This is a genomic window from Streptosporangium sp. NPDC050855 (assembly GCF_044456585.1).
GTDB classification, from domain to species: Bacteria; Actinomycetota; Actinomycetes; order Streptosporangiales; family Streptosporangiaceae; genus Streptosporangium; species Streptosporangium longisporum.
In genome coordinates, this window is record NZ_JBITFY010000002.1 from 354,140 (window position 1) to 376,265 (window position 22,126).

General features: G+C 72.5%; 17 protein-coding genes. 10 read left to right on the forward strand and 7 right to left on the reverse strand.

All coding sequences use genetic code 11. The features are described from left to right. Positions 1-14: 14 nt before the first annotated feature. Positions 15-794 carry an alpha/beta hydrolase gene (locus tag ACIBCT_RS06775; protein WP_399186420.1) on the reverse strand — a complete coding sequence of 260 codons (780 nt, stop codon included), beginning with the start codon at positions 792-794 and terminating at the stop codon, positions 15-17. Positions 795-1,003: 209 nt separating this feature from the next. Between ACIBCT_RS06775 and typA the strand changes: the two genes are divergently transcribed. Both typA and ACIBCT_RS06785 read left to right on the forward strand, forming a co-directional pair. Beyond that, complete coding sequence (gene typA / locus ACIBCT_RS06780) at positions 1,004-2,857, forward strand: translational GTPase TypA (protein ID WP_399186421.1); 1,854 nt, start codon at positions 1,004-1,006, stop codon at positions 2,855-2,857. A gap of 200 nt (positions 2,858-3,057) precedes the next feature. Further along, on the forward strand, positions 3,058-3,855 hold the full coding sequence (locus ACIBCT_RS06785) for a superoxide dismutase family protein (protein WP_399186422.1): 798 nt from the start codon (positions 3,058-3,060) through the stop codon (positions 3,853-3,855). A 159-nt stretch (positions 3,856-4,014) separates the two neighbouring features. On the opposite strand, the gene ACIBCT_RS06790 is transcribed toward ACIBCT_RS06785, so the two are convergent. From ACIBCT_RS06790 to ACIBCT_RS06810, 5 genes are all read right to left on the reverse strand, one after another. Then, positions 4,015-4,983, reverse strand: coding sequence for an ABC transporter permease (locus tag ACIBCT_RS06790; RefSeq protein WP_399186423.1), 969 nt, complete (start codon positions 4,981-4,983; stop codon positions 4,015-4,017). Continuing rightward, the gene (locus ACIBCT_RS06795; protein ID WP_399186424.1) at positions 4,980-5,921 is read right to left on the reverse strand and encodes an ABC transporter ATP-binding protein; all 942 of its coding nucleotides are present in this window, start codon (positions 5,919-5,921) and stop codon (positions 4,980-4,982) included. Before ACIBCT_RS06795 ends, ACIBCT_RS06790 begins: the two co-directional genes overlap by 4 nt. Positions 5,922-6,124: 203 nt before the next feature. Next, positions 6,125-6,310, reverse strand: a complete 186-nt coding sequence (locus ACIBCT_RS06800; RefSeq protein WP_399186425.1) for a hypothetical protein — start codon at positions 6,308-6,310, stop codon at positions 6,125-6,127. Next, positions 6,307-7,272 carry a class I SAM-dependent methyltransferase gene (locus tag ACIBCT_RS06805; RefSeq protein WP_399186426.1) on the reverse strand — a complete coding sequence of 322 codons (966 nt, stop codon included), beginning with the start codon at positions 7,270-7,272 and terminating at the stop codon, positions 6,307-6,309. Before ACIBCT_RS06805 ends, ACIBCT_RS06800 begins: the two co-directional genes overlap by 4 nt. Further along, positions 7,269-8,522, reverse strand: a complete 1,254-nt coding sequence (locus tag ACIBCT_RS06810; RefSeq protein ID WP_399186427.1) for a cytochrome P450 — start codon at positions 8,520-8,522, stop codon at positions 7,269-7,271. Before ACIBCT_RS06810 ends, ACIBCT_RS06805 begins: the two co-directional genes overlap by 4 nt. Positions 8,523-8,829: 307 nt before the next feature. Between ACIBCT_RS06810 and ACIBCT_RS06815 the strand changes: the two genes are divergently transcribed. From ACIBCT_RS06815 to ACIBCT_RS06845, 7 genes are all read left to right on the forward strand, one after another. After that, positions 8,830-9,219 carry a hypothetical protein gene (locus ACIBCT_RS06815; RefSeq protein WP_399186428.1) on the forward strand — a complete coding sequence of 130 codons (390 nt, stop codon included), beginning with the start codon at positions 8,830-8,832 and terminating at the stop codon, positions 9,217-9,219. Positions 9,220-9,449: 230 nt separating this feature from the next. After that, positions 9,450-10,658: a cytochrome P450 gene (locus tag ACIBCT_RS06820; protein ID WP_399186429.1), complete on the forward strand. Its 1,209-nt coding sequence runs from the start codon at positions 9,450-9,452 to the stop codon at positions 10,656-10,658. Then, positions 10,648-11,862 carry a flavin monoamine oxidase family protein gene (locus ACIBCT_RS06825; RefSeq protein WP_399186430.1) on the forward strand — a complete coding sequence of 405 codons (1,215 nt, stop codon included), beginning with the start codon at positions 10,648-10,650 and terminating at the stop codon, positions 11,860-11,862. The genes ACIBCT_RS06820 and ACIBCT_RS06825 overlap by 11 nt, the downstream gene beginning before the upstream one ends. After that, on the forward strand, positions 11,859-12,755 hold the full coding sequence (locus tag ACIBCT_RS06830; RefSeq protein ID WP_399186431.1) for a Rieske 2Fe-2S domain-containing protein: 897 nt from the start codon (positions 11,859-11,861) through the stop codon (positions 12,753-12,755). Before ACIBCT_RS06825 ends, ACIBCT_RS06830 begins: the two co-directional genes overlap by 4 nt. Next, the gene (locus tag ACIBCT_RS06835) at positions 12,752-13,549 is read left to right on the forward strand and encodes an alpha/beta fold hydrolase (RefSeq protein ID WP_399186432.1); all 798 of its coding nucleotides are present in this window, start codon (positions 12,752-12,754) and stop codon (positions 13,547-13,549) included. Before ACIBCT_RS06830 ends, ACIBCT_RS06835 begins: the two co-directional genes overlap by 4 nt. A gap of 38 nt (positions 13,550-13,587) precedes the next feature. Further along, a complete protein-coding gene (locus tag ACIBCT_RS06840; RefSeq protein WP_399186433.1) occupies positions 13,588-14,538 on the forward strand; it encodes a hypothetical protein in 951 nt (316 codons plus the stop codon). 746 nt (positions 14,539-15,284) lie between these two features. Next, positions 15,285-16,697: an NAD(P)/FAD-dependent oxidoreductase gene (locus ACIBCT_RS06845; protein WP_399186434.1), complete on the forward strand. Its 1,413-nt coding sequence runs from the start codon at positions 15,285-15,287 to the stop codon at positions 16,695-16,697. A 138-nt stretch (positions 16,698-16,835) separates the two neighbouring features. On the opposite strand, the gene ACIBCT_RS06850 is transcribed toward ACIBCT_RS06845, so the two are convergent. Then, a complete protein-coding gene (locus ACIBCT_RS06850) occupies positions 16,836-19,298 on the reverse strand; it encodes an AAA family ATPase (protein WP_399186435.1) in 2,463 nt (820 codons plus the stop codon). 587 nt (positions 19,299-19,885) lie between these two features. Between ACIBCT_RS06850 and ACIBCT_RS06855 the strand changes: the two genes are divergently transcribed. Then, positions 19,886-22,114: a TOMM precursor leader peptide-binding protein gene (locus ACIBCT_RS06855; RefSeq protein ID WP_399186436.1), complete on the forward strand. Its 2,229-nt coding sequence runs from the start codon at positions 19,886-19,888 to the stop codon at positions 22,112-22,114. Positions 22,115-22,126: the final 12 nt, after the last annotated feature.

Genomic DNA, 22,126 nt, shown 5'->3' on the forward strand with positions numbered 1-22,126 from the left:
CGCCCCGCCGTTCGTCAAGAGGAGTAAACACCGTCCTGGGGACGGGACCGGGCGGCGGCCCAGGCGCCGATGCGGCGGACCAGATCGGGGGTCGCCGCGCTCTCGGCGTGACCGTACCCGGGCTCGATCCACAGCTGCGCGGTCCCTCCCGCGGCGTCGTGGAGCTGGTGGGCGTGCTCCAGCGGGAAGAACCCGTCCGCGTCGCCGTGCACGATGAGCAGCGGCACCGGCGAGATCTTCGCGACCGCCTCGTACGGCGCCAGCGGCAGCGGGTCCCACACCCCCTTCATGATCCGGGTGCGCTTGCCCAGCCGCGCGGCCAGCCGCCCCACCGGCCGTTCGATCACCCAGTGCACCTGGCGCATCGGCCGGGTCCCCCGGTAGTACCACCGCGCGGGCGCGCTGACCGACACCACCGCGTCCACCCCGCCGACGATCCCGGCGTGCCGCAGGGCCACCGCCCCGCCCATGGAGAACCCGACCGTGACCACCCTGCGGTACCCGATGGTCCTGGCGTGCCGCACCGCCGCCTCCACGTCCCAGATCTCCAGGTCGCCCACGGTGGACCTGCCCGCCGAGCGACCGTGCCCTCGGAAGTCGAAGGCCACCACCCCGCCGAACCCGCTGAGCACGTGGGCGATCCGGCGGTTGGAGCGCTCCCTGAGCGAGCCGGTGAAGCCGTGGGCGAGCACGATCCCGAGATCGTCCGCCCCGCGCGAGGGGGTGTGCGCGGCGTCGATCCGCAGGTCGTCGCGGGTTCTGAGCGTCACCGGGAAGGAGGGCGCGAGTGGCATGCGTCCGAGCTTAGGAGAGATACGGCCCGGGGGATTCACGGCTCCCCCGGGGTGAAAAAGGGCTGTCCGGAGGGTGAAAAAGGGGACGAGGAGGGTGAATTGGCGCACTTCATGTCCCGAAGACGTGAGAGCGATTGTCCGGATCAACTAAAATGAGAGGGCCGCACGGTCCGCGGCCAGCCTCCACGATCACAGAGTGAGACTCCATCATGCCTTTGAACAGCCGCGACGACCTGCGGAACATCGCGATCATCGCGCACGTCGACCACGGCAAGACCACTCTCGTGGATGCCATGCTCTGGCAGTCCGGCGCGTTCCGTGTCAACCAGGACGTTGACGACCGTGTCATGGACTCCAACGACCTCGAGCGCGAGAAGGGCATCACCATTCTCGCGAAGAACACCGCCGTCAAGCACGGCGGCATGACGCTCAACATCATCGACACCCCCGGTCACGCCGACTTCGGCGGCGAGGTCGAGCGCGGCCTGTCCATGGTCGACGGCGTGGTGCTGCTCGTCGACGCCTCCGAGGGCCCGCTCCCGCAGACGCGGTTCGTGCTCCGCAAGGCGTTCGCCGCGAAGATGCCGGTCATCCTCTGCATCAACAAGGTCGACCGCCCCGACGCCCGGATCAAGGAGGTCGTGGACGAGGTCTACGAGCTCTTCATCGACCTGGACGCCACCGAGGAGCAGATCGACTTCCCGATCGTCTACGCCTCGGCCAAGGCCGGCCGCGCCTCGATCAACCGCCCCGACGACGGCGGCATGCCGGACTCGGAAGACCTGGAGCCCCTGTTCGAGGTCATCAAGAACACGATCCCGGCTCCGGTGTACGACCCGGAGGCCCCGTTCCAGGCGCACGTCACCAACCTGGACGCCTCGTCCTACCTGGGCCGGATCGCGCTCTGCCGCATCCACCAGGGCACCATCAAGAAGGGCCAGCAGGTCGCCTGGTGCCGCACCGACGGCTCCATCCAGAGGGTGAAGATCACCGAGCTGCTGATGACCGACGCGCTGGAGCGCAAGCCCGCCGAGGAGGCGGGCCCCGGTGACATCATCGCGATCGCCGGCATCCCGGAGATCATGATCGGCGAGACCCTCGCCGACCCCGAGGACCCGCGCCCGCTGCCCCTGATCACGGTCGACGAGCCCGCGATCTCCATGACCGTCGGCACCAACACCTCGCCGCTGGTCGGCCGGGTCAAGGGCTCCAAGGTCACCGCCCGCATGGTCAAGGACCGCCTCGACAAGGAGCTCGTCGGCAACGTGTCGCTGCGGGTCCTGCCGACCGACCGTCCCGACGCCTGGGAGGTCCAGGGCCGTGGCGAGCTGGCGCTGGCCATCCTGGTCGAGCAGATGCGCCGCGAGGGGTACGAGCTGACCGTCGGCAAGCCGCAGGTGGTCACCAAGGTCATCGACGGCAAGGTGCACGAGCCCGTCGAGCGGGTGACCATCGACTGCCCCGAGGAGTACCTGGGCGCGATCACCCAGCTGCTGGCCGTCCGCAAGGGCCGCATGGAGCACATGACCAACCACGGCACCGGGTGGATCCGGATGGAGTTCGTGGTCCCGGCCCGGGGCCTGATCGGCTTCCGTACCGAGTTCCTCACCGAGACCCGCGGCACCGGCATCGTCAACCACGTCTTCGAGGACTACGAGCCCTGGTTCGGCGAGCTGCGCACCCGTAACAACGGCTCGCTGGTGGCCGACCGGCCGGGCCCGGTGACCCCGTTCGCCATGCTGAACCTGCAGGAGCGCGGCGTCCTGTTCGTCCAGCCGACCACCGAGGTGTACGAGGGCATGATCGTCGGCGAGAACTCCCGCGCCGACGACATGGATGTGAACATCACCAAGGAGAAGAAGCTCACGAACATGCGCTCCTCGACGAGCGACACGACGGAGACGCTGATCCCGCCGCGTCAGCTCTCGCTGGAGCAGGCGCTGGAGTTCATCCGCGAGGACGAGTGCGTGGAGATCACCCCGGAGAACGTCCGCATCCGCAAGGTCGTCCTGGACGCCACGACCCGTGCCCGGACCACCGCCCGCGCCAAGCGGTCCAACTAACCGCGCGGATCGACCTCTCGCACGACGCCACGGCGCCGTCCCCTCCGGGGCGGCGCCTTCGCCGTCCCGCCCTCCCGTTGCCGATGTATACCCCGGTCACCGGGACGGTGGGCCCGCCGTCTGATACTCATGGGAGGAGAACCGTCGCGGTTCCTCGGCGCCGCGGAGGGGCGACGGGGTCACGGGGATCGGGGGATCTCATGTTCCATCCTGCACGTCATCTGGTACTGGCCGTCGCGCTCGGCGCGGGTACGGCCACCTCGGCATCGGCCGGCACCGTGCCGCCGGGCGCCGTCCCGCCGGGCACGGCCGCACCGCCGGCCGCCGTCTCGGCCGTCGGCTTCGCGGGCATCGCCCCGGCCGCCGGCCCGGCGGGAACCGTCCCGGCCGCCGTCCCGGGAACGGTCACCGTCCCGGGAACGGTCGCCGTCCGGGGGTCGCGATCGCCCGCGCCGCCCGTCGCGCCGGAGTCTCCGTCCCCCTCCGGGACGGCGGGCTCCCCGCGAGCCGGGGCGGCGGGCGCGGAGGTCAAGGGGGTGAAGGGCGAGACGCTCGGCGAGCTGGTCGTGGAGGAGATGGCGCCGGGCAGGACCAGGCTCACGTTCACCGTAAAGGGGCTGACCCCCGGCTACCACGGCTTCCACGTGCACACGAAGGGCATCTGCGACGCCGCGTCCAAGGACCCGGCGACCGGCAGCCCCTTCTTCAGCGCGGGCCCGCACTTCAGTCTCCGCCCCGGCGACCACCCGAGCCACTCGGGCGACCTGCCCGACCTGCTGGTCGGCCGGGACGGCGAGGGCGGGACGATCGTCATGACCGACCGCTTCACGGTGGCCCAGCTGCTCGACGGCGACGGCAGCGCCATCGTCGTGCACGCCCTGGCCGACAACCAGGCCAACGTCCCCGAACGCTACGCCGAGGAGGGGGTGGACGAGACCACCCGCGCGACCGGCGACTCGGGCGGCCGCGTCGCCTGCGGGGTGATCACCAGGCGCTGACGGCGCCTCACCGGGACGGGAACGGACGGGAACCCCCGTGTCCGCGAGGGAACGGGGGTTCCCGCCGAGGTGGAACGGCCGGGATGGAACGCGGGGTGAAAGGCCGGGGGGAACGGCCGGGGTGAAAGGCCGGGGTGGAGCGACCGTCACGGCCGGGGCTCATCTGACGTTCGGGCCGCGCCAGCTGAACGTCAGCACGCTCAGCAGCAGGCCGGCCACGCACCAGGCGCCGAGCACCAGGGCGACCCGGCCGAGTTCCCAGCTTCCCGCCGGCTCGACGCGTGCGAACGCCTCCGGCAGGAAGACCGAGCGCAGGCCCTGGGTCATCCACTTCAGCGGGAAGAGCGCGGCGGTGTTCTGCATCCAGAGCGGGAGCTGGTTGAAGGGGAAGAAGACCCCGGAGATGAACTGCAGCACCAGGAACGGCGGCGTCACGATGGCCGAGGCCGAGCGGCTGTTGGGGATGAGCGCGGTGAAGGCGATCGCCAGCAGCGAGCAGGCCACCGCGCCCAGGAAGAGCACCCAGAGCAGGGTGAGCCAGGCGCCGGCGGTGGCGGGCAGCGGGAGCCCGAAGAGCGCCAGCGCGACCCCGAGCAGGATCACCGTCTCGATGACGCCGGTCACCGCGACGCGGACGATCTTCCCGATGAAGTACGCGGACTTGGGCATCGGCGAGCAGGCCAGCCTGCGGATCATCCCGGTGTCCCGCTCGATGGCGATGTTGATGGCCAGCCCGGTGAAGCTGACGCTCATCACGCCGCTGGCGATGATCCCGGCGATGAACACCTGCTTGAAGTCGACCGTCGTCCCCTCCACCGTCCCGGAGAAGATCGACCCCAGCACGACCAGCAGCAGGATCGGCAGGGCGAGCGTGAAGATCAGGGACTGCCGGTTGCGGAAGAACGACGCGAGCTCGACCTTCGACCGCGCGACCGACGCGCGCCAGAGCCCGGGACGCGCGGAGCCCGCGGAGCCCGCGGAGCCCGCGGTCGCCGGAGGTGCCACGGTCGCCGGGGGGTCCGTGCTCGCCGGGGGTTCTGTGGCCACCGGGGACGCCGGGGACGCCGGGGACGCCGGGGACGCGGCCCTCCCCGCGGCGACGCCGGTGACATGCTGTTCGGTCGTCATCGGGCACCCTCTCCCCGGTCCTTGATGAGCTGGAGGTAGACCTCTTCGAGCGTCGGCCGGTGGATGCGCAGCCCGTCGAGTTCCCGTACGCCCGCCGCGTGCGCCCAGGGCAGCAGCGCGGCCAGGGTCTCCGTCGGCCGGTGGGTGTGCACCGTGACCTGCCCGGCCTCCAGGTGCGCCCGCGAGTCCGGGGGCAGCGGGGGCAGCGGGAGGCCGTCGAGCGGGCCCGTGGCGGCGAAGCCGATCACCGAGCGGTCCGTCTTCCTGCCGCCCAGCTCCGAGATCGGCCCGGCCTCCACGATCCTCCCGGCGACGATGATCGCGGCGCGCTGCGCGAGCGCCTCCACCTCGTCCAGGTAGTGCGTGGTCAGGACGGTGGTCTTGCCGCGGTCGGTGAAGTTCCGTACCAGGTCCCACGCCTCCCGCCTCGCGACCGGGTCGAGCCCGGTGGTCGGCTCGTCGAGGAAGACGAGGTCGGGGTCGCCGACCACCCCCACGGCCACGTCCAGCCTGCGCAGCTGGCCGCCGGAGAGCTGCTGTGCCTGCCTGCGCCGCTGGGGCGTCAGCCCCACCATGTCGATGACCTCGTCGGGCGGGAGCGGCGCCGGGTAGAAGGCGGCGAAGTGCTCGACCACCTCGCGTACGGTGAGGTCGAGGTAGGCGCCGGTCGTCTGCGGCACCACCCCGATCCGCGCCCGCCAGGAGGGGTCGTCCTCGGCCGGGTCACGCCCCAGCACGCGGACGTCGCCGCCGGTCCTGCGGCGTACCCCCTCCAGGATCTCGACCGTGGTCGTCTTGCCCGCGCCGTTCGGGCCCAGCAGCGCGAAGACCTCGCCGGAACGTACCTCGAAATCGATTTTGTCTATGACGACCGTCGAACCGTAACTCTTCTCCAGCGACCGCACATGAATGGGGCCGTCAGCCTCGGCAGCGGACATGGTCTACCCCTCGAACTCGACGCGCCTCCGGCGCGCCGTCAGGATCGGAAATGCAGGATTCGCCATCGTCGACCTCATCGGCGTCACTCCCATGGACCTTCTTCTTTCACCCGGCGTCCCGTGAATCGCCCCCGCCGATCCGCCCGCCGGCCGGGGCGGGCCTGCGGACGGGTGGACCGGAGGAACGGACGGGCCGGTGCGGGTCAGTAGCGGGGCCTGCGGCTGAGGGCCACCCCCGCCACCAGGAACAGGGCCCCGATCACCCCGGCGACCAGCGCCGCGGTGCTGTTGGCGGGGGTGGCGCTGGCCTGCATGACGGCGGTGACGACGCCCATCACCCCGCTGATGTAGCAGAAGATCGTGATGAAGATCTTAACGTTGGTGTTCATGTGCTTCCTTCGGTGGGGGGGCGCCCTGCGGGGAGGGGGCCGGGAGCGGTGCCGGCTGCGGTGAAGCCCAGGAGCATCACCCAGGCGTCCGGGTCTGACCGGAACCTGTTCCAGCGATCGGCGGCGAGAGCCACCTCCTGAAAGGACAGCACACCGGAGGCCAGGAGCGGCTGGAGCCGTCCCGGGCCGAGGTGGGGGGCGAAATCGTCCGTTGGCCGGGTGTCGTTGGTGGTGGCGAAAGGCCGGATGGAGACCTCGGTGAAACCCGCGCCGCGGAGCAGGCGGGTGAGACGGCGGCCGATCGCCCGGTCGCCACCGGCGGCCTGCTGGGCCGCCGCGATCTTGGCGTGGACGCCGGCCAGCTCCGGGTGGACCGGGTCGGCCAGCCCCCAGCAGGAGGCGTCCACCTCGGTGATCAGGATGCGGCCCCCCGGGCGGAGGATCCTGCGGGCCTCGGCCAGGGCCGGGGCGGGGTCGGACAGGTGCTGCAGGACGTACCTGAGCAGTACGTATCCCGCGCTCCCCGTCTCCAGGGGAAGGTCGGCGGCGTCGGCGACGATCAGCTCCGCGCCCGCACCCTCGGCGTGGGCGAGCAGTCCGGGGTCGATGTCCACCGCGATCAGCGACAGGTCGGGCATGGCCCGCCGCAGCCGCCTGGTGATCGCGCCCGAGCCCGCGCCGACCTCGACCAGCGGCCCCCTGGACGAGGTCAGGCCCAGCTCGCGGAGCAGGCACAGCTCCTCCTCGAAGGAGAGCTCGGCCTGCGCCTCCAGCCGCGCCAGCTCTCCGGCCAGCCCGCCCGCGGTGGTGGCGGAGGGATCGTACGAGCCCGCGTCCGGTCTCGGAGCGCCGACAGGAGCGGCGGGAGGAGCGGCGGGAGGAGCGGTGGAGGGAGCATCGGAGGGCACGGCAGGAGGAGCGGTGGAGGGAGTGGCGGCGGTCGCCGGGGTGTCGATGCTCATCGGGGGCTCACCACCATGCGCATGCCGTACTTGGGGCGCAGCGTCACCAGGGCCTCCGGCTCCACCGGGAAACCGGGTTCCAGCTCCAGCCGTACCGACTGCGAGACCGTCGCCAGGACCAGCGTCGCCTCGATGAGCGCCAGGTGCTGGCCGATGCAGACGCGCTCGCCGCCGCCGAACGGCAGGTACAGGTGGCTGGGCAGGTCGGCGTCGTCGAAACGGTCCGGTACGTACTCGTCGGGGCGGTCCCAGTAGCGGGGGTGGCGGTGCAGCACCCACTGGCTGACGCAGACCAGCGCGCCGGGCGGCACGTGGTGGCCGTCGATCTCGTCGGGCCCGGTGGCCCGGCGCGAGATCAGCCAGACCGGCGGGTAGAGCCGCATCGCCTCCTGCACGGCCCGCCGGCAGAGCGGCAGGTCGGGCAGGTCCGCGGCCGTCGGCGGACGGCCGCCCAGGACCCGGTCGACCTCGGCGCGGATCCGCTCCGCCTCCTCGGGATGACGGTCGAGCAGGTAGAAGGTCCAGGTCAGGGACTTGGCGGTGGTCTCGTGGCCCGCCATGATCAGGGTCAGCACCTGGTCGCGCAGGTCGGTGTCGCCGAGGGCGCCGAGCATGCTGTCGAGCAGGGTGCCGGTGGCGTGCGGGCAGGAGCGGCGGGAGGCGATGACGGTGCGGGTGACCATGTCCAGCAGGGCGCGGGCACGTACGTACCCCTGACGCCGGTCCGCGGTGTCCGCCGGGTCGGGGTCGGGGTCGGGGACGTAGTGGCCGATGTAGCGGTTGACCGCGTCCACCGCGCGGCCGAACCCGTCGCCGGCCGCGCCCAGGTCCACGTCGAGCACCGCGCGGGTCAGGATCGACAGGGTCAGCGAGGTCAGCTGGTGGTCGATCGGCTGGGACACGCCCGCCCCGGCGGCGCGCCAGCGCGCCAGCAGGGCCTCGGTCTCCTCGACGATGATCCCGTCGAAGGAGGCGACCTCGCTGCGCCGGAAGGCCGGTGCGCACAACCTGCGCTGCCGCGCCCATTCCTCACCGTCGCTGGTGAGCAGGCCGTTGCCGAGCAGCGGGCGCAGCATGTGGTCGTCGGGCGTGTTCTCCTTCGTGTAGTTCGCCACGTTCTCCTTGAGGACGTACCGGGCGAGGTCCGGGCGGTGCAGCATGAACACGGTCTCGCCGTTCGCGTCGTGCACGGTGACGTCCCCGTGGTCGCGCGCCAGGCCGGTGACGAACCCCAGGGGGTCGTCACGCATGCGTTCCATGTCCACCGGGCCCGGCGGACCGGGGGGTGCTTTCGTGCTGACGGTCGTCACCGACACCTCCGGATGGCGTACGTAAGTATCTTTAATACGTATTCACGGGTGCCGGATATACGTATTTCTCGTCATTGATGGGCCGATCCCGACTATGGGATGCTTGCAATGTAACACCGCATTGACGAAGGTATCAATACTTACATTAATGGCGTAGAAATTAAGTCTTGGTATGCGGCGCAGGCCATGCAACAGTTCAATCAGTCGCCGACACGGAGAGCGCCGGCGAAAAACAAAGGAGAATGGCATGGCACTTGCGCAGCAGGAGCGGGCGGAATTCATCAACTCCTACACCCGCACCCTGATCAACGCGTGGTCCGACGAGAGCTACTCCGCCAGGCTGAGCGCGAACCCGCGTGAGGCGCTGGCCGAGTCCGGGCTGACGATCCCCTCGGGCAGCGAGGTCGTCATCGTGCGCCACATTCCCGACGGGCACGAGGAGGGCAACATGGACGTCCAGGTCGCCCTCTGGGAGAAGGGCATGGAGAGCGGGGTCTTCGAGCTTCACATCCCGGAGACCCCGGTGGTCGACGCGACCGAGCTGAGCGAGGGCGACCTGGCCGCCGTCACGGCCGGCACGCAGCTGCCCTCCGACTCCTGCTACTACTGCTGCTGCCCCTGCTGCTGCTGCACCTGATCCCCGGCATCCCCCGCATCCCCGATATATCGGGCATACCGGGCATCGCAGGGATCCCGGGTACCCCGGGCATCCCCGCCGGAGCATGACGAGAGCGGTGAAGAGGTACGGGTCCTCGGCCAGAATCCGGTCAGGGACCCGCGAGGACGACGGGCGCCGGTCGGGGGTGGCCGCCCGTCGCGGGCGTGGACCCCGGTGCCGTCCGTGCATATCGAAGGAGAGTTCCCCGCGTGACGGTCAGCACCCAGGTCCGCCTTCCCGCCCACATCCCCCACCCGTTCTCCCCGGCCGGACGGGTCGATCCCTACCCGGCCTACGACTGGCTGCGTTCCCGCTCCCCGGTCCACCACGACCCCGTGGCGCGGCTGTGGCTGGTGACCGGGCACGCCGACTGCGCCGCCGTCCTGCGCGACCGGGCCTTCTCCGCGAGCGCCGGCCAGCAGGGACGGGCGCGCGACGAGGACCTGCCGCCGTCGATGCTCACCACGGACCCGCCCGACCACACCAGGCTGCGCACGCCGGGCCTGCTGCTGCTGGGCCCCGCCGCGATCGCCTCGGTGGCCGACGGGATCGCCGCCGACGTGGACGACCTCCTCGACGGCCTGGCCGCCGAGACCGTGGTCGACGCGATCGCGCGGATCGGGAGCCCGCTGGCCACCTCGGTCTTCCTGCGGCTGTTCGGGCTGGCCGAGAGCGACCGGACGGCCTTCTCGCAGCTCGCCCAGGCGGCCTCGATCAATCTGGACCCGCTGGCCGGGCCTCAGGTGGCGGCCCTTGGCCGGTCCGCCATGAAGGAGCTGACCCGCTTCCTGCAGGCGCACTGCGCCGCCCTGTCCTCGGACGCGGCCGGTCCGCCGAGCCCGCTGGCCCGCCTGGTCGCCGACGACCGGCTGACCGACGCCGAGACGCTCGGGGTGCTCGGGCTGGCCGTGGTGGGCGGATGGCAGCCGCTGGCCGAGGCGATCGGCAACGCGATGTACTGGCTGCTGCCCAGGCCCGAGGCGCTGGCCGCGCTCCGCACCGGCGGCCAGGAGCTCGCGCGCACCGCCGTGGACGAGCTGCTGCGGCTGGAGGCGCCGATCCCCTTCACCGCCAGGGTCGCGCTCACGGACGTGACGCTGCCCGGCGGCGAGGTGCCGCGCGGCGCCCGGGTGCTGGCGATCGTGGCCGCGGCCAACCGCGACCCGGCCGTCTTCGACAGGCCCGGCGAGCTGGTGCTCGACCGGACGCCCAACCCGCACCTGGCCTTCGGCGGGGGGCCGCACTTCTGCCTGGCGGCGCAGCTCGTCCGGCAGACCGGAGCGGTGCTGCTGGCCCGGCTGGCCGAGCGCTTCCCCTCCGCGTCGCTGGCCGACCCGCGGCCCGCCTGGGCCTCGACGCTCATCCCCCGGCGGCTGCGCGCCCTCCCGGTGGACCTGGGAGGCGGGGATGCGCGCTGACGTCGCCGACGTCCTCGTCATCGGGGCCGGGGTCAGCGGGCTGACCTGCGCCTCCATCCTGGACCGGGCCGGGGTGCGCACCGTCGTCCTGGAGGCCAGGCCGCGGATCGGCGGGCGGGTGCGCACCTTCCGTCCCGCGGACGGCGGGCCGTCGCTGGAGCTGGGCGCGCAGGTCGTGCACGGCGACCGCAACCCCGCCCGCGCGCTCGTGGAGACCGAGACCGCGCCGCGCCCCGCCGCCGCGCGGGTGATCAGCGGCCGGGTCGGCCGCCCCATGGGGACGCTGGCCCGTACGCCGTGCCCGCCGTGGACGATGGAGGCCCGGCTGAACGCCGAGGGCGCCGCCGACGGCGTGTCCGTGAACGACTGGCTCCGCGACAACGGCGGGCCGGCCCCGGTGGCGAGCGAGTGGCTCCGCCAGATCTGGGCGGCCGACCCGGACCGGCTCAGCGCCCGGGGCGTGTCCGCGGCCCAGCGCGGCGACACCGCCGGGCACGGCGAGTTCGTCGTCTCCGACGGCTTCGACCGCCTGCCGCGACGGCTGGCGCGGGGACTGGAGGTGCACGTCGGCCGCCCCGTCGAGGTGCTCGGCTGGTCGCCGGGCCGGGTCAGCGCACGGACGGCCCGCGGGACCGTGCAGGCCGGCCGGGTGGTCGTGACCGTGCCGCCCGCCGTCGTGGCCTGCGGCACGCTCACCATCGAGGACCTTCCCGCTCACAAGGCCGAGGCCGCGCGGGAGCTGACGCCCGGGGACGGCTGCTGCGTGGTCGCGACCCTGTCCGTCCCTGCGCCGGAGACGGCGTCGGTGTTCGACGCGGACGGGGTCAGCGGCTTCGTGAGCTGCCGCGAGGGACGCCCCGAGGTGCTGATCGTGGCCAGGGACGCGGCCGCCGCCTGCGTACGGGCCGCCACCGGCCCCGACCTGGCGGCCATGCTCACCGTGGCCCTGCCCTGGAGTGCGGGGGCCCGGGTGCTGGACACCGAGATCGCCGACTGGGGAGGCGACCCGTGGAGCCGGGGCGCGTTCACCGCGCCGAGGCTCGGCGCCGAGCGGGCCCCGGCCCGCTGGGCCGAACCGGTCGAGGACACGCTCTTCTTCGCGGGGGAGGCGACGGTCTCGGGAACGCGGCCGCCGTGGGTGCAGGGAGCGATCGTCAGCGGGACGAACGCCGCCGAACGGCTACTGAAGGCGATGAGCAGATGACGGCACCGCATTCCGGCTGGCATCTGCCGGTCTTCACCTCCGAGCTGACCGGCGAGGTGACCCCCCTGGAGCTCGGGACCCGGCGGCTGGTGGCCGTGCGGGACGAGACCGGGACACGGGTCTTCGACGCCGACTGCCCGCACCGGGGGGCGCACCTGGGGTACGGGGGCCGGCTCGCCGACGGCTGCCTGGTCTGCCCGTTCCACGGCCGCCGGATCGGGCTGGGCGATCCCTCCCGGCGGCTGTCGGTGGCCGAGCACCACGTGCTCGTCCTCGGTGAGGCCGTGTTCGTGCGGCTCTCGGACGGCCCCGACGACGACCGCGGGTTCACCCGGGCGATGAAGGAGCTGGCCGACGGCCACCCGCTGACCGCGGCCGTGAGCAGGTCGATGGACGCCGACCCCCTGCTGATCGTGGAGAACGCCTTCGACATCGACCACTTCACCGAGGTGCACAAGGTGCCCAGGGTGCGCGCGATGGCGCACCGCGACGGGGACGAGGGCGAGCTGGTCATGGAGGGCGAGTTCGTCATGGCCTCCATGCCGACCAGGGGGGGCGGCGCGCCGCGGGTCGTCGGTTCGCGTTTCCTGGCCCGCGCCTACAGCCCCGGGGTGGTCGTCACCCTGTTCGGGCCGCCGGGCCGGGAGCAGGTCATCGTCACCGCGGCCGTGCCGCGGGAGAAGGGCGGGTGCGCGGTGCGGGTGGCGATCGGGGTGCGCGCCGAGCAGCGGGAGGAACTGCCGCTGCTCGTCCAGGGCAGCGAGCGGGCGCTGGACGAGGACGCGGTGATCTGGGAGCGCCTGAACCCGCGGGTGACACCGCGCCTGGACGCCAGGGACGCGGCCGTGGTGGCCTACCGGGAGTTCTGCGCGACCTTCGGGGAGCAGGCGTGAGCGGGCTGCGCGTCATCGAGTCGGGGTCGGGCCCGGCCGTGCTGTGGGTGCACGGCTACACCATGGACTCCACGCTGTGGGAGCCCCTGTGGGAGCTGCTGCCGGGCTGGCGGCACCTGGGCGTGGACCTTCCCGGCCACGGCGGGTCCGAGCCGCTGCGGCGCGGCCAGACGCTGCCCGAGCTCGCCCTGCGGCTGGCCGGGCTCGCCGGCGCCGAGGGGGCGCACCGGGTCGTGGGGCTCTCCTTCGGTTCCGGCGTCGCGCTGCAGATGGCCCTGGAGGCGCCCGAGGTGGTGCGGAACCTGGTGCTCGCGGCGCCGACGCTCGGCGGCGCGCCGCCCGACCCCGCGGCCAGGCGGCGGTACCTGGAGCTGATGACGCTGCGCCGGGCGCGCGGCGCGCCAGAGCAGATGGCCGAGCTGTGGATGGCCTCCCCGCCGGACATCTTCCGCGGCACCGAGGCGCGTCCGGCGCTGCGGGCCCGGTTGCGGGAGGTGATCGGCAGGCACTCCTGGGCCGAGCTGGACACCGGGGCGATGGCGATGCTCGGCATGCACCGGCACCCGCCCGAGGACCTCGCCCGGGTCAGGGCCAGGACGACGGTGATCGTCGGTGACTCCGACATGCCCGCGTTCACGGCCAACGCCGAGACCCTGCGCCGGAACGTTCCCGGATGTGAGCTGCGGGTCATCCCCGATTCGGCACATCTTCCCCTACTGGAACGTCCAGAAATAGCAGCTGATGCCGTATTTCAGGGGCTGTCATCACCTGAGATGGTAGGAAAAGTCATCTGATCGTATGGGTCGAACGAGAATTGGTAAGGGGAAGCAGATTGTCCCTGTTGTTGGAGTTCTTCGGCCTGACCGTGCTCGCCGTCACGCACATCGACTCGTCCGAGATGGCCTTCCTCTTCGGCTCCCACCTGGTGAAGGCCGGAAAACCGCAGCTGACCGTGAAGCTCGTGAGCAACGAGGCGTCCGGCGGGGAGCTGCTGGTCCACCGGGAGGACGGGGTGCTGCTGCAGCGCCGCGCGTTCCGGGGGTGGGGCACCATGCCGCCACCCGTCCCCCCGTTCGGCGTGCTGGAGGAGCACTTCCTGGTGATGCGCGCCGTCGTCCTGGCCAAGGGTGACGCGACGGTCGCGCTGATCGGCAGCGCCTGCTCGCCCTGCGCCGAGGTCGCGGTCTCGCTGGCCGCGCAGTCCTGGCGGCCGGTCTCGGGACAGCTCCTCGTGGTCGACCGGGCCACCGGCCACACGCTCCCCTTCCTCACCCCGCTGAACCTGCGCGGCGAGGCCCTGGACGCGGCCCGCGCGAGCGGGCTGATCGGCCTGGAGGCCGACCCCGGCCTGTGGCGCCCGGCCCGGCCGACGCTGGCCGGGCAGTCCGTCCTGGTCCGCCCCGAGCGGCTGGGCACTCCGGTGCCGATCACCGCCAGGCTCGCCCCGCCCACCCTGATCAGGCTCTGCCAGGGAGACAGCGACCGCTGCAGGCTGGAGCCGTCGGACTTCCAGGCGCACGTCTGGCCCCCGGCCGCCACGGAACTGGCCGGCGCGCCCCGCTACCGGCTGCGCATGCCCGAGTCCGGCGGCGCCGAGGCGGCCGCGGCGCTCATCGACGACCGGCTCCTGAAGGAGTTCTCATGCCCCGGCGGCTCTCGTACGGCCCTGGAACACCCTGCTGGGTCGATCACATCACCGTCGACCCGACCGGCGCGAAACGGTTCTACGGTGACCTCTTCGGCTGGGAGTTCGTCAAGGAGAACGGCCGGGGTTACCACCTGATCACCCTGCGGGGAGAGATCATCGGCGGCCTCGGTCCCAGCCCGATGGGCCCGGCCTTCGGCTCGTCCTGGAACGTCTACCTGGCCTCCAAGGATCTCGCCCGCACCCGGGACGAGGTCGGGCGCCTGGGCGGGCGCGTGGTGATGGGCCCGGTGCCCGCGGGCGACGACGGCCGCCTCTGCCTGGCCGTCGACCCCACCGGCGCCGCGGTCGGCTTCTGGGAGGGCGGCAGGGACGAGGGCGTGGTCCTGGTCGACGAGCCCGGTGCCCTGTGCGCCGCCGAGCTGCACACTCCCGCCCCGGACACGGCGGCGCAGTTCTACCGGGGCCTGTACGGCGGGTCGGAGCCGGTGATCCGCTCCTCTCCCCGGGGCGTCTGGGTGCCCTTCTTCGGTACCGGGGACCCGGGGGCGGAGGAGGTGACCCGGACGGCCCGGGCGGCCGGGGCCCGTCCCCTGGGGGCCGGCCTGTTCGCCGACCCGCTGGGCGCGATCTTCGGCCTTTCCGCCGCGGTCTCCCCCGCCACAGGCGCGGCCGGAGGCTCCGCCGGAGACGCTCCCGGAGCCCCTGCCGGAGCCCCTGCCGGAGACCCGGTGACCGGTCCCGCCGTCTCCGTCGCGGCCCCCGCGACCCCCGTGGCCCCCCAGGGGAAATGAGCACTGAAATGCGTATAAATGCGTATTAACTAAATTCATACCTTCCTGCGAGAATTCGCTGCAGTGGTCATCGCGTGGGAAGGGAATTTCATGGCGCCTGACGTAGTGGTGATAGGCGGGGGTCCCGCCGGATCGATATCCTCGGCCCTTCTGGCGCGGGCCGGTGCCCGGGTCCGCCTGCTGGAAAGGGACTCCTTTCCGCGATACCACGTCGGCGAGTCGATCTCCTCCTCCTGCCGCGCCATCATCGACCTCGTCGGCGTACGGGAGAAGATCGAGGCCCGCGGTTACACCGTCAAGGAGGGCCTGCTGCTGCGCTGGGGCGCCGAGCGGGACTGGACCATCAACTGGCCCGACCTCTTCGGCGACAAGGTGCGCTCCTGGCAGGTCGACCGGGCCGACTTCGACGACGTCCTGCTCAAGCACGCCGCCGAGCAGGGCGTCGAGGTGGTCCACGGCGCCCACGTGAAGAAGGTCCGCTTCGACGAGGGCCGCGCGGTGGGCGTGGACTGGGTGCTCGACGGGCAGGCCCGCCACAGCGCGGCCGACTACGTGGTGGACGCCTCCGGCCGCGCCGGGGTGCTCTCCGCCCAGCACTTCCGCGACCGGACCCAGCTCGACGTCTTCCGCAACGTCGCCATCTGGGGCTACTACCAGGGCGGCGACCTGCTGCCCAGGACCCCCCGGGGCGGCATCAACGTGATCTCCTCCCCGCACGGCTGGTACTGGGTCATCCCGCTCAGCGGCGACGTCTACAGCGTGGGCTTCGTCACCCACCAGGACAACTTCCTGGCCCGCAAGCCGGAGTTCTCCTCCACGACCGAGATGTTCCTGGCCCTGGTCGCGGAGTCGGAGACGGTCGCGGAACTGATCTCCGGCGGAGCGTTCCAGGGAAAGGTCCGCGTCGAGCAGGACTTCTCCTACTCGGCCGCCAGCTTCTGCGGCCCCGGCTACTTCCTGGCGGGCGACTCCGCCTGCTTCCTGGACCCCCTGCTGTCCACCGGCGTCCACCTGGCCATGTACAGCGGCACGCTGGCCGCGGCGTCCATCCTGTCCACGCACGCCGGGGAGGTCACCGAGCCCGAGGCGCTGGGGTTCTACGAGTCCCTGTACCGCAACGCCTACGGCCGGATGTTCTCCATGGTCGCCGGGTTCTACGAGCAGTACCGGGGCAAGGCCGAGTACTTCTGGCTGGCGCAGCGCCTGGCCAGGGGCCAGTACCCGAAGCTGATGCAGAAGAGGGGCGGGGCGGTGGCCCCGGACAGCGCCTTCGCCTCGATCACCTCGGGCCTGACCGACCTGGACGACGCCACCCGCTCCGGCGGCGCGGCCCCGCTGGACGCGATGGTGCTGGCCACCGAGCTGACCGCGCGGGACGCCGTGGCCCCACAGGCGCCCGAGCCCGACCCGGGCGTCCGCCAGGAATCGGCCGCCGGGCTGTACCTGGTCACCGAGCCCCGGCTGGGCATCGGGCGCGCCACCGAACCGGCGGCGCCGCGCTGACCTTCCCCCCGGCCTGATGAGGACCGCGCCGTCCGGCGCGGTCCTCATCAGGTCGTACGGTCGTCCGGTCGGTCGCAGGGTCGGACACGCGGTCCTCGCCCGGACGGGCACCCGGTTCCCGTCCGGAGGGTCGTCCGGTCAGACGCCGAGGGCGGCGGCCAGCTGGTGCCGCCCTCGGATGCCGAGCTTGCGGTAGATGCGGCCCAGGTGGGTGTCGATGGTGCGCTTGCTCAGGCAGAGCCGCTCGGCGACCTCCAGGCTGCTCATGCCCTGGCGTACCAGCTCGACGACGCGCTGCTCGGCGGGGGTGAGCAGGATCTGGCTCCGCGTCCGCTCCGGCGCCCGGTCCTGCGCCCGCGGGGCGTCCGGCACGTGGTCGGCGACCGCCGGCGGCTCGGCCGCGATCGTCCGGGCCGCGGCGTGCTCGCCCAGCGCGGTGTACGCCTTGGCCGCGTGCGCGCGCCAGGGCAGGCAGGTGGGGTTGGTGATGCCGCGGGCCGAGAGGCGCTGCCCGCAGTCGAGGAACAGGCTCAGCGCGGTGACGTGGTCGTCCGCCGCCGCGGCGATCATCCCCTGGGCCTCCCGGATCAGGCTCTTGATCAGCGGGTGGGCGTCCACCGGGATCGTCGTCTCGCGCATCAGCGCGGTGGCGTCCTGCGTCTCGCCCATCTGGACCAGGGCGCGCGCGCCGCACGCGCGGGCCGCGGCGGTCAGCGCGCCCGCGCCGATCCGCTCGGCCCCGTCCCGCGCGTCGATCGCGTCCCGCAGGCTGTCGGCCGAGTCGCCCCGCCGGTAGCCGACGTCCGAGCGGATCAGCAGCCCGAGCACGCGCAGCTCCGGCTGACGCCAGGCGCGGGAGTGCTCCAGGATCCTGGAGCACGTCGCCAGCGCCTCCTCGGGACGGCCGGTCCAGGCGAACGCCAGCGCCGCGCCCACCAGCCCGCTCCCGTCCGAACGGCCCAGCTGGGAGCCGAGCAGCGTGGCCCGCCTCGCCAGCCGCCCGGCGGTGCCCGGATGCCGTCCGCCCGCCGCGACCATGGCCGCGAGCGCGCCGGAGAACTCCCTGGAGGCGGCGTCCGGCGGGCCCGTCACGGCCAGCCGCGCGGCCCCGCGCAGGCCGGCGCGATGTCCCGAGAGCAGGACCTGCGCGCTCAGCCGGAGCAGCGGCTCCCGGGGCGGGTCCGGCGTGGTCGCCATCTCCTGCACCACGGCGACGAACGGCCGGGCTCCGACCGTGCTGGCGGCCAGCGCGGGGCTGGCCAGGTACAGCAGCGACCTGGCCGGCTCGACGGTGTCGGGCGCGTCGGTGACCAGCGCCTCGGCGTGCCGGGCACAGGAGTCCAGGTCGTGGTGCAGCTCGGTCCTGGCCAGTTGCAGGGTCAGCTCGTGCACGACGACGGGGTCGTCGGAGCAGGACAGCGCGCGGCGCAGGTAGCGGGCCGCGTCGTCGTACCTGCGGGCCGTGACCGCCTCCGTGGCCGCGGAGCGCAGCACCGGGACTCCCCAGGCCGAGGTGGTGAGCATCAGGTGCTCGGCGGTCTGGGCCGCGGGCGCGCCCGTCCTGGCCAGCAGCGCGGCCACCCGTTCGTGCAGGTCGAGCCGGGTCCGGGTGTCGATGCGCGACAGGGCCGCCGTCCGGACCAGGGTGCTGCGGAACCGTACGGGAGGCTCGGCGGTGATGAGGCCCGCCTGGACGAGCGTCCGGCGGGCCTGCTGGAGTTCCAGCTCCCCCTGGCCGGAGAGCATCGCCGCCACGGTGACGTCGGTGTCGGGGCCCATGACGGCGAGCTGGGTGAGCAGGTCGGAGGCCACCGCGTCGTCGTCGTGCAGCCATTCGAGCACGGTGTCGGACAGGGCCGCCGCGCCGATCTCCAGCACCCGGTCGAGGTCGGGCAGGCCGGGGCTGACCCCGGCGTGCCGCATCCGGGTGGTGAGCTCGCGCAGCACCCGCGGGTTGCCCTGGGAGAGCGTGTGGCAGAACCCGGACAGCTCCTCGTCGGGCGGCGCGCCCAGGGTCTGCCCGACGAAGTCGGCCGTGCAGGTGGCGCAGATCGGCCGGAGCTGGATGAACCGCGCGTACGGCAGCCTGGTCAGCTCGGCGAGCGGCCCGGACGGGGCGCCGTCGCGCAACGTGGCGATCATCATGACCGGCAGGTCGTCCAGGCGGCGGGCGATGTAGGAGAACCAGCGCAGCGACGGCAGGTCGGCGAAGGACAGGTCGTCGATCGCGATGACCACGGGCTGCTCGGCGACCAGGTCACGGGTGATGTGGAACAGGTCCGTCAGCAGATCGTAGGTGGCGACGCCGTCGTCGGTGGCGGCACGGTCGAACTGCCTGCGGGGGCGCCCGCCGGCCGACAGCACCGGATCGAAGAGCTGGCGGACCATCCCGTAGGCGAAACGGCTCTCGCTGGGATGGCAGCGGGCCCGCAGCACCAGGCTGCGGGAGGGCAGCAGATCGGTCACGGCACTGAGCAGGGCGCTCTTGCCGATTCCGTTCTCCCCCTGGATCGCCGCGACGGTCGGCCGGCCGATACGGAGCTCGTCGATAGCCTCACGAAATACAGCCAGTTCTCTGTCCCTGTGGAGAAGGGGGGCCATAGGCCCATCGTCCATTACCGCGTTCCGGATCTCAACGAACTTTTTGCTAATGACAGAAAAGCGTACGTTTTATTGACAGCCTCCTGTCGTGGAACGGGGCCTCGCGTACGGGCCCGCACACCCCCTCTCCCAGGCCGGGCCCGTTTTTTCCCGGCATCCGGCCCGCGCCGCCGCCCCGCCCGTCCCCCGCACCGCCGCCCCGCCCGTCCCCCCGGCCCCCGGCCCTTGGCCGCCCCACCCCGCACCCGCCGCCCGAGCCCTGCCTCCACCAGCGGAAACGTCCTCCGTGGCCGCGTCCGGCCACAGGGGGACATCGCCCGCGCCACCGGGGGACGCCGGGCGGGACCGGCACGTACCCCGGACGGAGCGGGCACGCGCCCCCGGTCCGGCGGGGCACATCCGGAGCGGCACGGACCCCTCACCGACCGTACCGATACTGAGGCCGGACCGCCGGTACCTAAGTATCGCGCCGGGCGATGCGTATGATTTTTACGCATTCTCCCGCCCCGTACCGCCGTGTTTAAATTCGCGTGAAGCCGGTTGTCCGGAAGCGTGGAAAAAGGGGAATGCCGATGGAGAGCCCGCGTTTGAAAGCTCATTTCCATGTGGACGTCGTGGACGGTGCACGGGTGTTCCTGTTCGCCGAGGGCAAGGACTTCCTGGTACCGGGAAAGGCCGCCGTGGCGGTGCTGCCCTACCTCGACGGCCGCAGGACGGTCAGCGAGATCGTCCAGGAACTGGCCGGGACCCTGCCGTTCACCACGGTGCTGGCCACGCTGCGCCGCTACGAGGCGGCCGGTCACCTCGCCGAGGGCAGGCCCGACCTGCCGGAGGAGGTGCTGGCCTACTGGGACGCGCTGAACGTCGACCCGGCCGCCGTCGTCTCGGGCGCGCCGGTCACCGTCTCCGCCGCCGAGGGGGTCGACCCCGCCCCGGTCATGGACGCCCTGGCCGCGCTGGGGCTGACGGTGCGCTCCGGCCCGATCGGCGAGGTCCCCGCCGAGGGGGTGTCGGTGGTGCTCGTCGACGACTACCTCGACCGCGCCCTGGAGCACCGCAACACGCTGCAGCTGGCGGCCGGGCGGCCCTGGCTGCTGGCCAGGCCGGGCGGCGTCAGCACCTGGCTCGGCCCCTTCTTCGACCCCGACCACACCGGCTGCTGGTCGTGCCTGGAGCAGCGGCTCGCCGGCAACCGCCAGCTGGAGCGCTACCTGGCCTCCAAGCGTGGCGAGCGGGTGCCGTACAACCCGGCGCGGGCGCGGGCCGCGGCGGGCCCGCTGGCGCTGTCCGGGATGCTCGCGTCCGAGATCGCCCGCATCGTGGCGACCGGCGAGCCCGGGGCGATCTGCGGCACCATGGTCACCCTCGACATGAGCACCCTGGAGACCGCCAGGCACTCCCTCATCCGCCAGCCGCAGTGCCCCTCGTGCGGTGTGCCGGTCGAGCGCAACCCCAAGATCGTGCTCGCCCCCCGGCAGGCGAGCCACACCACCGACGGCGGCTACCGCGTCGACAAGCCGCAGCAGACCCTGGACCGGCTGCAGAAGCACATCAGCCCGCTGCTGGGCGCGATCACCAAACTGATGCCGATCGGCGACGAGGCCAACGGCCTGACCTACAGCTACGCCGCCGGCCACAACTTCGCCATGGTCAACGACAGCATGGACCTGCTCCGCCGCAACCTGCGCGGGCAGAGCGGCGGCAAGGGACGCTCGGAGATCCAGGCCAAGGTCAGCGCGGTCTGCGAGGCGATCGAGCGCTACTCGGGCGTGTGGCGGGGGGACGAGCCGGTCGTCCGGGCCGCCTTCGCCGACCTGGACCCGGCGACGGCCGTGCACCCGGACCGGCTGCTGCTCTTCTCCGACGAGCAGCGGGCCGGGCGCAAGGAGTGGAACGCCGACCCGGCGCACCGGCTGCAGCTGGTGCCCGACCCCTTCGACGAGACCGCGCCGTTCGACTGGTCGCGAGCCTGGTCGCTGACCCGCGACGAGGAGCGGCTGGTCCCGGCCGCCTACGCCTGGTACGGCCACCCCGACCTCAACCGGCACTTCTTCTGCATCGGCGACTCCAACGGCAGCGCGGCCGGCAACACCCTGGAGGAGGCGATCCTGCAGGGCCTGTGCGAGCTGGTCGAGCGCGACTCCGTGGCGCTGTGGTGGTACAACCGGGCGCGCGTCCGCGGCTTCGACCTCGACTCCCTGAACGACCCCTACGTGGGCGAGCTGCGGTCCTTCTACGACGGCATGGACCGCGACCTGTGGATGCTCGACCTCACCACCGACCTCGGCATCCCGGTGTACGCCGCGCTCTCGCGCCGCCGCCACGAGGTGGAGGACGTCATGGTGGGCTTCGGCGCCCACCCGGACTCGCGCATCGCGGCGTTCCGCGCGCTCACCGAGCTCAACCAGTTCCTGCCGACCATCGAGGGACGCGACGAGCAGGGCAACACGAAGTACCGCGCCGACGACCCGGGGCTGCTGAACTGGTGCAAGGAGGCCAAGGTCGCCTCCGAGCCCTGGCTGCTGCCCCACCCCGACCTCGCGCCGGCCACCGTCGGCGAGCCCGCCCCCAACGAGCTGGCCGCCGTCGTGCGCCGGTGCGTGGACACCATCGCCGAGGCCGGCTCCGAGGTGATCGTCGTCGACCAGACCCGCCCCGACCTGGAACTGAACGTCGTCAAGGTGATGGCGCCCGGCCTGCGGCACTTCTGGCGCCGGCTCGGCCCGGGCCGCATCTACGACACGCCGGTGAAGCTCGGCTGGCTCGACCACCCCACACCCCAGGAGGAGATGAACTCCTGGAACGTGTTCTTCTGAGACGGGCGGCCG